This window comes from Nocardia sp. NPDC055165, assembly GCF_053606985.1.
The window spans coordinates 99739-112304 of the sequence record NZ_JBSGSS010000015.1 but is presented as its reverse complement, the minus strand read 5'-3'; the positions used below and the strand labels follow the sequence as shown (position 1 = coordinate 112304).

13 protein-coding genes are annotated in these 12566 nt (G+C 65.3%); 4 read left to right on the top strand and 9 right to left on the bottom strand.

The window, feature by feature from the left end:
• Positions 1 to 5: 5 nt before the first annotated feature.
• Positions 6 to 908, top strand: a complete 903-nt coding sequence (locus ACWFRF_RS27220) for a helix-turn-helix transcriptional regulator (RefSeq protein ID WP_379315202.1) — start codon at positions 6 to 8, stop codon at positions 906 to 908.
• 53 nt (positions 909 to 961) lie between these two features.
• On the opposite strand, the gene fusA (ACWFRF_RS27215) is transcribed toward ACWFRF_RS27220, so the two are convergent.
• Positions 962 to 3040 (bottom strand): elongation factor G, encoded by a 2079-nt coding sequence (fusA, locus tag ACWFRF_RS27215; protein ID WP_452452898.1) that lies wholly within the window; start codon positions 3038 to 3040, stop codon positions 962 to 964.
• Positions 3041 to 3311: 271 nt separating this feature from the next.
• Between fusA (ACWFRF_RS27215) and ACWFRF_RS27210 the strand changes: the two genes are divergently transcribed.
• Positions 3312 to 3743: a PPOX class F420-dependent oxidoreductase gene (locus ACWFRF_RS27210; protein ID WP_378990900.1), complete on the top strand. Its 432-nt coding sequence runs from the start codon at positions 3312 to 3314 to the stop codon at positions 3741 to 3743.
• Between the two features lies 1 nt (position 3744).
• Here ACWFRF_RS27210 and ACWFRF_RS27205 read toward each other — a convergent pair whose 3' ends face one another.
• Positions 3745 to 4566 (bottom strand): alpha/beta fold hydrolase, encoded by an 822-nt coding sequence (locus ACWFRF_RS27205; RefSeq protein ID WP_452452896.1) that lies wholly within the window; start codon positions 4564 to 4566, stop codon positions 3745 to 3747.
• A gap of 125 nt (positions 4567 to 4691) precedes the next feature.
• On the opposite strand from ACWFRF_RS27205, the gene ACWFRF_RS27200 reads away from it, so the two are divergent.
• Complete coding sequence (locus tag ACWFRF_RS27200) at positions 4692 to 5039, top strand: nitroreductase/quinone reductase family protein (RefSeq protein ID WP_452452894.1); 348 nt, start codon at positions 4692 to 4694, stop codon at positions 5037 to 5039.
• 94 nt (positions 5040 to 5133) lie between these two features.
• Here ACWFRF_RS27200 and tuf read toward each other — a convergent pair whose 3' ends face one another.
• The 6 genes from tuf to ACWFRF_RS27170 form a co-directional block, all read right to left on the bottom strand.
• Entirely contained in the window at positions 5134 to 6324 is a 1191-nt protein-coding gene (gene tuf, locus ACWFRF_RS27195) for an elongation factor Tu (protein WP_056814209.1), read from the bottom strand.
• Positions 6325 to 6459: 135 nt separating this feature from the next.
• Positions 6460 to 8562, bottom strand: coding sequence for an elongation factor G (gene fusA / locus ACWFRF_RS27190; protein ID WP_056814212.1), 2103 nt, complete (start codon positions 8560 to 8562; stop codon positions 6460 to 6462).
• A gap of 33 nt (positions 8563 to 8595) precedes the next feature.
• Positions 8596 to 9066, bottom strand: a complete 471-nt coding sequence (rpsG, locus tag ACWFRF_RS27185) for a 30S ribosomal protein S7 (RefSeq protein WP_056814216.1) — start codon at positions 9064 to 9066, stop codon at positions 8596 to 8598.
• 1 nt (position 9067) lies between these two features.
• Positions 9068 to 9442, bottom strand: a complete 375-nt coding sequence (gene rpsL, locus ACWFRF_RS27180; RefSeq protein ID WP_056814220.1) for a 30S ribosomal protein S12 — start codon at positions 9440 to 9442, stop codon at positions 9068 to 9070.
• Positions 9443 to 9714: 272 nt separating this feature from the next.
• The gene (locus ACWFRF_RS27175) at positions 9715 to 10296 is read right to left on the bottom strand and encodes a DUF3558 domain-containing protein (RefSeq protein ID WP_452452892.1); all 582 of its coding nucleotides are present in this window, start codon (positions 10294 to 10296) and stop codon (positions 9715 to 9717) included.
• Positions 10293 to 10820 (bottom strand): DUF3558 domain-containing protein, encoded by a 528-nt coding sequence (locus ACWFRF_RS27170; protein WP_452452890.1) that lies wholly within the window; start codon positions 10818 to 10820, stop codon positions 10293 to 10295. The genes ACWFRF_RS27175 and ACWFRF_RS27170 overlap by 4 nt, the downstream gene beginning before the upstream one ends.
• Positions 10821 to 11193: 373 nt before the next feature.
• Between ACWFRF_RS27170 and ACWFRF_RS27165 the strand changes: the two genes are divergently transcribed.
• Positions 11194 to 11367: a hypothetical protein gene (locus tag ACWFRF_RS27165; RefSeq protein ID WP_452452889.1), complete on the top strand. Its 174-nt coding sequence runs from the start codon at positions 11194 to 11196 to the stop codon at positions 11365 to 11367.
• 56 nt (positions 11368 to 11423) lie between these two features.
• Here the strand turns inward: ACWFRF_RS27165 and hppD are convergent, their stop codons facing one another.
• The gene (hppD, locus tag ACWFRF_RS27160; RefSeq protein WP_452452887.1) at positions 11424 to 12566 is read right to left on the bottom strand and encodes a 4-hydroxyphenylpyruvate dioxygenase; all 1143 of its coding nucleotides are present in this window, start codon (positions 12564 to 12566) and stop codon (positions 11424 to 11426) included.

Genomic DNA, 12566 nt, shown 5'->3' with positions numbered 1-12566 from the left:
GAACGATGGAGTTGGAAAGCCTCGGAACGTTCCTCAAGTCCCGCCGCGACCGAACTACCCCTGAGCGGATCGGCCTACGTACCTTCGGCGTCACCCGCCGCGTCCCCGGGCTTCGCCGCGAAGAACTCGCTCAGCTTGCCGGAGTCAGCGCCGGTTACTACACGCGCCTCGAACAAGATCAGGCCGGAACCGTTTCCGCGCAGGTGATCGACGCCATCGCCCGGGTGCTCCAGCTCGATCCCGCCGAAACGGCCCACCTGCACAACCTCGCAGGTCAACCGGCCGTGCCGCACCTGGTCCGGGCCGAACCGGAACAACCACATCCGCGGGTTCTCACGCTGCTCACCTCGCTCGGCGACACCATGCCCGCGGTCGTGCTCGGACGCCGTGGCGATGTGCTCGCCTGGAATCACGCCGGGCACGCGCTCGTCGGCGAGCACCTCGACTTCACCGCGCCCGACGACCCCGCACGACGTCCGTCGATTCCGCGACTGTTCTTCCTCGATCCACTCGCCAGGGATCTGTACCGGAACTGGGACGAGCTCGCCCGCATTCACGTGGGCTACCTCCGGCTGACCGCGGGGCGCTACCCCACCGACGCGCGTCTGGCCGAACTGATCGGCGAGCTCACCATGCGCAGTACGACTTTCGCGACACTGTGGGCCGGCGCGGAGGTCGCCGATTGCACCGTCGGGCCGATGGATCTGCGTCATCCGACGGTCGGCCGTGTCGACGTCGACTATCAGGTGTGGTTGCAGCCCGACAGTCCTGACCACCGGCTCGAGGTCTACACCGCGCGCGATGCGAGTTCGGCGGACGCGCTGCGCCTGCTGACCGCCGGATCCACCAGGACGCGTCGGGTGCCGGCGATGGTCGACTCCGAGACACCGGACACGACCCCCACCTAGGGCTTGTCGACGAACCGGTGGCGCCGCGGGTATCGCGGCGCCACCGGTGTCGATCAACTGCCCGCGATGATCGACACCGCAGCACCCGGCGGGACCGGGGCGTAGGAGTCGAACGCCATCGAGTAGTTCGCTCGGCCACGGGTTTTCGAGCGTAGGTCCCCGATGTAGCCGAACATCTCCTGGAGCGGGGTCAGCGCGCGGATGATGTGCGCGCCGCTCCGTTCCGTGAGCTCGGTGACCCGGCCCCGACGGGCGTTGAGGTCACCGATCACCTCGCCGACGTACTCCTCCGGTGTCACGACCTCCACGGCCATCACCGGTTCGAGCAGCACCGGCTTCGCTCGCGCGAGCGCCGCGCGCACCGCCGCCGCTCCCGCGAGACGAAACGCCAGTTCCGACGAATCCTGCACGTGGGCGGCGCCGTCGAGCAGCGTCACCTTCACGTTCACCAGCGGAAAGCCGGCGAGCGTGCCGACGCGCAGCGCGTCTTGCGCGCCCACGTCCACCGCGGGGATGTACTCCCGCGGTACGCGCCCGCCGGTGACCCGGCTCTCGAATTCGTAGATCGCGTCGTCCTCGGCCACGTGGGGTTCCAGCGCGATCACCACCTTGGCGAACTGCCCGTGCCCACCCTGTTGCTTGCGGTGGGTGTATTCGAACAGATCGACTGCCGCGGTGATGGTTTCGCGGTAGGCCACGCGTGGGGCGCCGATGTCGGCGTCGACCCGGAACTCCCGTTTCATCCGGTCGACCAGGATCTCCAGATGCAGTTCGCCCATGCCGCCGATGACCGTCTGGCCGGTTTCGGCGTCGATGCGCACGGTGAACGTCGGGTCCTCGTCGGCCAGGCGAGCCAAGGCGGTGCCCAGCTTGTCCTGGTCGGCGCGGGTCCTCGGTTCGATCGAGACGGCGAGTACGGGGTCGGGGAAGGTCATCGACTCCAGGACGACGGGGGCTGCCCGATCGCACAGGGTGTCGCCAGTTCCCGTCGCCTTCAGGCCGATCACGGCACAGATCTGCCCGGCCTGCACCCGCTCGACGGCGATCTCGGTGCTCGAATGCATCTGGAACAGTTTGCCGAGACGCTCCTTTCGCCCTTTGGTCGAATTCAGTACGGTCACACCGGGTTCGGCTGTACCGGAGTACACCCGCAGGTAGACGAGCTTGCCGAAGAACGGGTGCAGCGCGACCTTGAACGCCAGCGCCGCGAACGGCTCGGCGATATCGGGCGCGCGGTGGATGTGCTCGCCCTCCGGCGAGAACCCGTGCACAGCAACGACATCCAGCGGCGACGGCAGGTAGTCGACGACGGCATCCAGCAGTGGCTGCACGCCGATGTTGGCCAGCGCCGAGCCACACAGCACCGGGTAGGCCCGTGCGTCGATCGTCATCCGCCGGATAGCCGCCTTGAGAACATCGACGGTGATCGGCTTGCCAGCGAGGTAGCGCTCCAGTACTTCCTCGTCGGCCTCCGCGACGGCCGCCTCCAGCGCATCACGATGCTGGAAGGCTTTGGTACGCAGATCTTCCGGAATCTCGATCGTCTCGAAACGAGCACCGCGGTCGGTGTCGCCACGCCACACCTTGGCGGTCATCTCGACCAGGTCGATGATTCCGTCGAACTCGCGTTCCGCACCGATCGGCAGCTGAATCACCAACGGGCGCACCCGGAGTCGCTCCGCGATGGTCCGCACGGTGAACGCGAAATCGGCACCGAGCTTGTCCATCTTGTTCACGAAACAGAGCCGCGGGACGCCGTACTTGTCGGCCTGCCGCCACACCTGCTCCGACTGCGGCTCCACGCCCTCCTTGGCGTCGAACACGGCGATCGCACCGTCGAGCACCCGCAGCGAACGCTCCACCTCGACGGTGAAGTCGACGTGGCCGGGGGTGTCGAGGATGGTGATCTGGTGCTCGTCCCACCAGCAGGTGGTCGCCGCCGCCGCGATGGTGATGCCGTGTTCGCGCTCCTGGATCATCCGGTCCATCACCGCGGTGCCGTCGTGCACCTCGCCGAGGGTCCGGGTGACACCGGTGTAGAACAGCACCCGTTCGGTGGTCGTGGTCTTGCCCGCGTCGATGTGGGCGGCGATGCCGATATTGCGAATTCGGGCGAGATCGATTCTGGTCATGGGAATCCCCCAGGCTGGTTCTTGTCGATGAATCGACGCTCGCCAGTGGGGCGTTCCGGGAACGGCACGGGCGTCGGATCACGCGGCGCCGCACCGGCGCCGAAGGACCCGATGCGAGCTAGAACCGCGACTGCGGACGTGCTGTAACCATGCGACAAGTTCTACGCGCCCGATCGCGCGCTGTCGACGGGATTTCCGCCGCCCGGGCATAAACGCGCGACCACGACGGTTCGACACAACGAACAGCCCCGCCACCCTTAGGAGCCGATCGATGCCCGAAACCGCGCTCGACCTGCACGCCCTCATCGCCGACTCCCGCATCGGCATCCTGGCCACCATCAAATCCGACGGCCGCCCCCAACTCTCCCCCGTCACCCCGTACTACGACCGCGCCGCGGGCATCATCTACGTCTCCATGACCGAAGGCCGTGCCAAGACGATCAACCTCCGTCGCGACCCGCGCGCTGCCCTCGAGGTCACCAGCGCCGACGGCTGGTCCTGGGCCACCGCCGAGGGCACCGCCACCTTGACCGGCCCCGGTACGGACCCGAACGGCCCGGAAGTCGAGGCCTTGGTCGACTACTACCGCGCAGCCGCAGGCGAACACCCCGACTGGAACGAGTACCGCGAGGTCATGGTCTCGGATCGCCGCGTACTCATGGCCCTGTCCGTCGAGCACGTTTACGGAGCCAAGATTCGCTGAATCAGCCTGTTGCCGAGAGGAACTCGGTGACGTCCGAAGCGAACCGGGCGTGTTTGATCGCACCGAGATGATCTGTCGCGGGGTAGATGATCAAGCGGGAATCAGGAATACCGTCTGCGGTGTAGCGGAAGGAGGATTGGTCGTAGAACTCGTCGCGGTCGCCTGCGACAACCAGAGTGGGGTTCGTGATGTCGGCGAGACGGTCGGTGAGATCGAAGGCATCTTCGGCATGCACGAAGGCGAGGGTGTCGGCTGGGTTCTTCGGGCGGAACAGCGGGTCCGCAAGCCAGGCCGCGGCACCGATGAGCCGGGCCTTCAGCCGCGATTCGATGCCCTGGGTCGCCATGTGGTGCAGCGAGCGTTTGCCCGCGGCGGCGGCCTCCGCGTATTTCATCTGCGACACGCGCGCGGACTGGTCGAGACGGTAGGAGGACGAAGCGATCACCAGTCGGCGTACTGCTGACGGATGGTCGGCGGCGAGTTGCAGCGCTACGGAGCCACCCGAGGAAATGCCGAGAACGTCTACGGGACCGCCGAATTCGTTGTGCAACGCTTCCGCGTGCTCCCGCGCGATATCGCCCATCGAGGTACCGGCCGCCATCCCCGGCGCGCGATTGACCGCGTACACCCGGAAGTTCCTGGCCAACGGCGCCATCGTCTTGATCTCACTCGACCGCAGCCAGCCACGCGGATTGGCGTGGTCGGGCATGAACCACCGCAAGAACACCAGTGGACGCCCCGATCCGAACGCGAGATAGGGCATCCCGTGTTCGAGCACCCCTTCGCTGACATCCAATTCCCGTTCGAGCGCGGCCTTGCCCACGAGGTCTCCGATCCTCTCGAATGCGATAGTGCCCCAACGCTACCGAGCACGACCGACAACCACGATGACGTCAGAAGTCATCCACCGTCGGTAGGCTGACGGTTCGTCGACTACAGGAGAATCCGATGGGACAAGAATCGCTGTTGCGCCGCGGTGTCGGCGCGTTCAACACCGGCGTGGTCGCCCTGACCAATGCCCCCGTCATCGGCAAGCTACTCGGCAAAGCCTTCGCCCAGATCACCTACACCGGCCGCCGCTCGGGCCGCACGTTCAGCACCCCCGTCAACTACCGCCGCTCCGGCGACGAATACCTCATCGGTGTAGCGATGCCGGACAAGAAGTCCTGGTGGCGCAACTTCCTGGGCGAGGGAGCCTCCGTCACCCTGCGCATCGACGGCATCGACCACCCCGGCCACGCCATAGCCCACCGAGACGACCGCGGCCGAGTAACCGTCCGCGTCCGACCGGCGTAGTGGATCCGTCCGAGTCGCACGATCGCCCCTGAAAACGCCGAACGGCGCCGCTCCCGAAGGAGCGACGCCGTTGCGGTGTCAGCAAGTCAGAGACTCACTTGATGATCTTCGTGACGCGACCGGCACCGACGGTGCGGCCACCCTCGCGGATCGCGAAGCGCAGGCCTTCGTCCATGGCGACCGGCTGGATCAGCTTGACCAGCATCTCGGTGTTGTCGCCGGGCATGACCATCTCGGTGCCCTCGGGGAGGGTAACGACGCCGGTCACGTCCGTGGTACGGAAGTAGAACTGCGGGCGGTAGTTGTTGAAGAACGGGGTGTGGCGGCCGCCCTCGTCCTTCGACAGGATGTACGCCTGGCCCTCGAACTCCGTGTGGGGAGTCGTGGTGCCCGGCTTGACGACAACCTGGCCACGCTCGACATCTTCGCGCTTGATGCCACGAACCAGCAGGCCGACGTTGTCGCCCGCCTGGCCCTGGTCGAGCAGCTTGCGGAACATCTCGATGCCGGTGACGGTGGTCTTGGTCGACTTCTCCTTGATGCCGACGATTTCCACCTCCTCGTTCACGTTGACGATGCCGCGCTCGACACGACCGGTGACGACGGTGCCACGACCGGTGATCGTGAAGACGTCCTCAACGGGCATCAGGAACGGGAGCTCGGTCTCGCGGACCGGGTCCGGGATCGAGTCGTCGACGGCCTGCATGAGCTCGACGATGGCCTCGGCCCACTTCTCGTCGCCCTCGAGGGCCTTCAGACCGGAGACACGCACGACCGGCGCGTCCTCGTCGAATTCCTGCGAGGCCAGCAGTTCGCGGACCTCCATCTCGACGAGCTCGAGGATTTCCTCATCGTCGACCATGTCCGACTTGTTCAGCGCGACCAGGATGTAAGGCACGCCGACCTGACGGGCGAGCAGCACGTGCTCGCGAGTCTGCGGCATCGGGCCATCGGTGGCCGCGACCACCAGGATGGCGCCGTCCATCTGCGCCGCACCGGTGATCATGTTCTTGATGTAGTCCGCGTGACCCGGGGCGTCGACGTGCGCGTAGTGGCGCTTCTCGGTCTGGTACTCGACGTGGGAGATGTTGATCGTGATACCACGAGCCTTCTCCTCCGGCGCCTTGTCGATCTGATCGAACGCAAACGCGTCGTTCAGGGTCGGGAACTTGTCAGCCAGCACCTTGGTGATCGCTGCAGTCAGCGTGGTCTTGCCGTGGTCGACGTGACCGATGGTGCCGATGTTGACGTGCGGCTTCGTCCGCTCGAACTTCGCCTTCGCCACTTTGGGGTCCTCCTGGACTTGTTGGTGCGTGCATTTGCAGCAGTGCGTGTGTCATCCCCACTGGGGGTGGGGATCGGGTTTTTTCTTGACGTCCAGCACTTGCGGTCCAGTGTGCCACTGGACCGCAAGAGGGTTTTATTCGCCGGTCGCCTTGGCGATGATCTCCTTGGACACGTTGGCCGGAACCTCCGCGTACTGGGCGAACACCATGGAGTAGTTCGCGCGACCCTGGGTCTTGGACCGCAGGTCACCGATGTAACCGAACATCTCCGAGAGCGGAACCAGCGCCTTGACGACACGGGCACCACTGCGTTCCTCCATGGCCTGAATCTGGCCACGGCGGGAGTTGAGGTCGCCGATCACGTCGCCCATGTATTCCTCGGGCGTGATGACCTCGACCGCCATGAGCGGCTCGAGGATCACCGGACCGGCCTTACGGGCCGCTTCCTTGAGGGCCTGCGAACCCGCGATCTTGAACGCCATTTCCGAGGAGTCGACGTCGTGGTACGCGCCGTCGAGCAGGCTGACCTTCAGGTTCACCAGCGGGTAGCCGGCGAGCACGCCGTACTGCATGGCATCCTGGGCGCCCGCGTCGACCGACGGGATGTACTCACGGGGCACGCGACCACCGGAGACCTTGTTCTCGAACTCGTAGGTCGCGCCGTCTTCGCCGACGAACGGCTCGAGGGCGATGATGACCTTCGCGAACTGGCCGGAGCCACCCGTCTGCTTCTTGTGGGTGAACTCGTGCTTTTCGACCTTCTTGGTGATGGTCTCGCGGTAGGCCACCTGCGGCTTACCGACGTTGGCCTCGACCTTGAACTCGCGACGCATACGGTCGACGAGGATGTCGAGGTGGAGCTCGCCCATGCCGCCGATGACGGTCTGGCCGGTCTCCTGGTCGAGCTTGACCGAGAACGTCGGGTCTTCGCGCGCCAGCTTCTGGATCGCGGTGCCGAGCTTTTCCTGGTCGGACTTGGTCTTGGGCTCGATCGAGACCTCGATGACCGGATCCGGGAAGGTCATCGACTCGAGGACGACCTGGTTCTGCGCGTCGGACAGGGTGTCACCGGTGGTGGTGTCCTTCAGGCCGATGACCGCGTAGATGTGGCCTGCCGACGCCGTGGCGACCGGCATCTCCTTGTTGGAGTGCATCTGGAACAGCTTGCCCAGACGCTCCTTCTTGCCCTTGGTCGAGTTCACGACCTGGGCGCCGGAGGCGACCTGACCCGAGTACACACGCACGTAGGTGAGTTCACCGAAGAACGGGTGCACCGCGATCTTGAACGCCAGCGCCGCGAACGGCTCGTCGACGTTCGGCTTGCGGGTGATCAGCTCTTCTTCCTTGTTGGGCACGTGGCCGGTGGTGGCCTCGACGTCCAGCGGGGAAGGGAGGTAATCGATGACCGCGTCGAGCATGGGCTGAACGCCCTTGTTCTTGAACGCGGAACCGCACAGCACCGGGTACAGCTCGGAGTTGACGGTCATCTTGCGGATGGCGCCCTTGATCTCCTCGATGGTGAGATCCTCGCCACCGAAGAACTTCTCGAGCAGTGCCTCGTCGGACTCGGCGACGGTCTCGAGCAGTTCCTGACGGTACTGCTCGGCCTTCTCCTTGAGGTCGGCCGGGATCTCGACGACTTCGTACTCTTCGCCGAGCTTGGTCTCGCCCTTCCAGACCTTGGCGTTGTTCTCGACCAGGTCGACGATGCCCTCGAAGTCGTTCTCAGCGCCGATCGGCAGCTGGATCACGAGCGGACGAGCGCCGAGACGGTCCTTGATGGTCTGCACGGTGAAGTAGAAATCCGCACCGAGCTTGTCCATCTTGTTCACGAAGCAGATACGCGGCACGTCGTACTTGTCGGCCTGACGCCACACCTGCTCGGACTGGGGCTCGACACCCTCTTTGCCGTCGAACACCGCGACCGCGCCGTCGAGCACACGGAGCGAACGCTCCACCTCGACGGTGAAGTCGACGTGCCCGGGGGTGTCGATGATGTTGATCTGGTTGTCTTTCCAGAAGCAGGTGGTAGCCGCGGAGGTGATGGTGATACCACGCTCCTGCTCCTGCTCCATCCAGTCCATCGTGGCCGCGCCATCGTGAACTTCACCGATCTTGTACGTGATACCGGTGTAGAACAGGATGCGTTCGGTCGTGGTGGTCTTGCCCGCATCGATGTGGGCCATGATGCCGATGTTGCGGACCTTGTTCAGGTCGGTGAGCACGTCCTGTGCCACGAAATTCTCCCTTTTAAGTGACGGGCCGGGCTATCACCAGCGGTAGTGCGCGAAGGCCCGGTTCGACTCGGCCATCTTGTGGGTGTCCTCGCGACGCTTCACGGCGGCACCGAGGCCGTTGCTGGCATCGAGGAGCTCGTTGGCGAGACGCTCGACCATGGTCTTCTCGCGACGGGCGCGGGAGTAGCTGACCAGCCAGCGCAGCGCCAGGGTGTTGGCGCGGCCCGGACGGACCTCGACCGGCACCTGGTAGGTGGCGCCACCGACACGGCGGGGCTTCACCTCGAGGGCGGGCTTGACGTTGTCCAGCGCGCGCTTGAGGGTGACGACCGGATCGGTGCCGGTCTTCTCACGCGCCTGCTCGAGGGCACCGTAGACGATGCGCTCGGCGGTGGACTTCTTGCCGTCCATCAGGATCTTGTTGACCAGCTGAGTGACCAGCGGGGACCCGTAGACCGGGTCGTTGATCAGCGGACGCTTGGGTGCGGGGCCCTTGCGTGGCATATCAGCTCTTCTCCTTCTTGGCGCCGTAGCGGCTGCGCGCCTGCTTGCGGTTCTTCACGCCCTGGGTGTCGAGCGATCCACGGATGATCTTGTAACGGACACCCGGGAGGTCCTTCACACGACCGCCGCGAACGAGCACCATGGAGTGCTCCTGCAGGTTGTGGCCTTCACCGGGGATGTACGCCGTGACCTCGATCGCGCTGGTCAGGCGAACACGCGCGACCTTACGGAGCGCGGAGTTCGGCTTCTTGGGGGTGGTGGTGTACACGCGAGTGCACACGCCACGACGCTGCGGGCTCCCCTTCAGGGCCGCAGTCTTGGTCTTGGTGACCTTGTCGCGGCGACCCTTGCGGACCAGCTGGTTGATGGTTGGCATAGACCGGCTTTCCTTATTGGTAATTGCGCTTGGTGTGCAGTGTCTTGCAGTTCATCGAGCTTTCACCCGCACGTCAGACCACGTTTCCCTTAACCCGTGGTCGGGCGTGTCGCTGAGGCGCTCAGTGCCCTTTTCAAGGCACGCTGGAACGTATCGGCCGCTTTCGCTGGCCTACGTTCACACACGAACTTGCCCGCAGTAATCCGGGCACAGGGATCCACGATACCCGCGTGGGCACCGGGGGGTCAAAGTGGGGTGCCTGGTCAAGGGTTCTATCGGGCTCGATTCAAGGTGAGCTCGACCAGCTTCGCCGCCACCGGGCACGGGTCGGGATGCCCGGACCCGGCGCGGTAGTTGATCCACCAACCGACCACACCCGCATCGGCGGCCTTCGCGCTCACCCCACAGGAGTCGGGATCGCCCGGACGTCGAATCTCGACAGCCGACGCTCCCTGGATCGTGGTGATCGCCGAGGTGTAGCCGAGCTTCTGGTAGGTCTGCCGCTCGACATTGAGCGATCCGTTCTCATACCAGTTCAGGGTCAGCTTCGCACCGCCGCCGGGCGCACCGAGGACGTCCCATAGACAGACCGCACCGACAAACGAGGCATTGAACATCGTGCCCTCACCTATCGCGTTGCTCATCTGATCTTCGGTGAGTACCTCACACTCGCGCAGCAGCTTGTCGAAGGCGACATTGACTTTGCCACCGTCAGTGCCACCGCCGGAACCGAGCGGAGCTGCCGTGCCGGGTACGGTCCGCCCACAGCCCGCGAGCAGTGCCACCGAGGCGACCGCGAGCAGTGCCGCACCGAAGCGGGTCTTCGCCGGGTGTGTTGTGCGCGTGGTGATCACTGCATCCGCCCCAGTGTCAGTTCGGCGAGCTGCCGGGCCGAGCCGCACGGCTCACGGCCGACCACGGAGTACCCGAATGTGGACCATTCGAAGAAGTCGTCGCCGAGGCCGACCGCGAAGTCACATGTGGTGCCGCCGAAATTGGTGCCGTACGACTGAAAGCCCGTACGCCCCTGCACCGTTACCGTCTCGACCGTGCGGTCCTTCGACTCCACCCACGCCCGTTCGCGCTCGATCGGGCTGCCACGGTACGAGGCGAAGGTGACCACTGCCGAATCGGTTCCAGCGGATTGCCAGTTGCATCCGACCGCATTGCGGAACACCGCCGACAGACCGGGCAGCCCAGCGATGGCGCGGACCTCGTCATCGGCCACATGTCCACACTCGCCGACGAACGGCCCGAGTGCGGACACCTTCTGCGGAGTGCGCGCCGAACCAGCGGACTCGTCATCGTCGCCCGATCCGCACGCAGCCAATACCGCCACACAAGCCAGCCCGACCGCCACCGCAGGTTTGAACCGCATAACCGAACCCTACCCAGACCGACGGCATCGGCTGCGATTCGCACTCTCCACCGCATCCGACAATCGCGCCGATCGGCCATGGCCGCATCGCAGATTCCAACACCACCGAATCGGCACTTCCGGCCGAAAGCCGACCGACTACGCCTTTGGGCGCCCACTGGCGCGCCGCGGCCTCCGTCGGAATAGTGACCCATCTCACAAACCTTGGCAGACGCCGAGCGGAACCAGCGGCCGCAACGTCGCGTCCAACTCCTATGCAGGGCCAAATACTCGGGCATACAACAACATTGGAGTACCACCCACCATGCGAACCCCACTCAAACTGACGCTAGCTGTCGGCATTGCCAGCGCGGCACTATGCGGAACCGCACAAATGGCTTCGGCTGCCGACTCCTACGTCGGCACCTATCCGACCCTCTATGCGTGCAACGACGCGGGCAATGCGATCTTCGGATGGCCGCACTACCATTGTGTGGCGGTCGACGGTCAAGTCGAAGGTGGGCCCAACCGGCAGTTCAGGCTGTACGCCGGTGAAGGCATGCCCTGATGTGACATCTGGGCGGCGGTCCCGGCACACCTCCGGCCCGCCGCCCAGCACTACCGCTACAAGTTTCCGCGAGCCTCCTGTTCGCGTTCGATGGCCTGAAAAAGGGCCTTGAAGTTGCCTTTTCCGAAACCGAGTGAACCGTGTCGCTCGATGAGTTCGAAGAAGACGGTGGGACGGTCGACGAGCGGGCGGGTGAAGATCTGCAGCAGGTAGCCGTCCTCGTCGCGGTCGACCAGGATGCCGCGGCTCTGCAGTTCGTCGACCGGCACGCGCACGGCGCCGATGCGCGCGCGCAATTCGGGGTCCTCGTAATAGGTGTCGGGGGTCGCGAGGAATTCGACGCCTTCGGCGCGCAGGGCGTCGACGGTGGCGAGGATGTCGCCGGTGGCGAGCGCGATGTGCTGGACGCCGGGGCCACGGTAGAACTCGAGGTACTCGTCGATCTGAGAGCGCTTGCGGCCGTGGGCCGGTTCGTTGAGCGGGAACTTCACGCGGTGGTTGCCGTTGGCTACGACCTTGCTCATCAGCGCGGAGTACTCGGTGGCGATGTCGTCGCCGACGAATTCGGCCATGTTCGTGAATCCCATGACGTCGCGGTAGAAGTCGACCCAGCGGTCCATCATGCCGAGTTCGACATTGCCGACCACGTGGTCGATGGCCTGGAACACGCGCTTACCCGGCTCGCGGGTGGAGGTGCGAGCGATATAACCGGGGAGATAGGGACCCGCGTAGCCGGAGCGGTCGATCAGGGTGTGCCTGGTGTCGCCGTAGGTGGCCAGTGCGGCCGCGCGCACGGTGCCGAATTCGTCGGTCTCGTCGTGCGGTTCGGTGAGGACGGCCGCGCCGTGATCGCGAGCCCAGGCGATGCAGCGGTCCACGTCGGGGACCTCGAGCGCGATGTCGACGACACCGTCGCCGTGGCGGTCGTGGTGGGCGACGAGCGGGCTGTCGGGGTCGACCGCGCCGGTGATCACGAATCGCGCTCCCCCACTGCGCAGCACGAACGACTTGTGGTCGCGATTACCGGTCTCGGGGCCCGAGTACGCCTCCAGCCGCATGCCGAACGCGGACTGCAGGAAGTGGGCGCTCTGGGTCGCGTTGCCGACGACCCAGACGAGGGCGTCCCATCCGATCACCGGAAACGGATCGACACTGTCGTCGTGCTCGATCAGCCCGACGAGCTGCTGCTCAATGGTCAT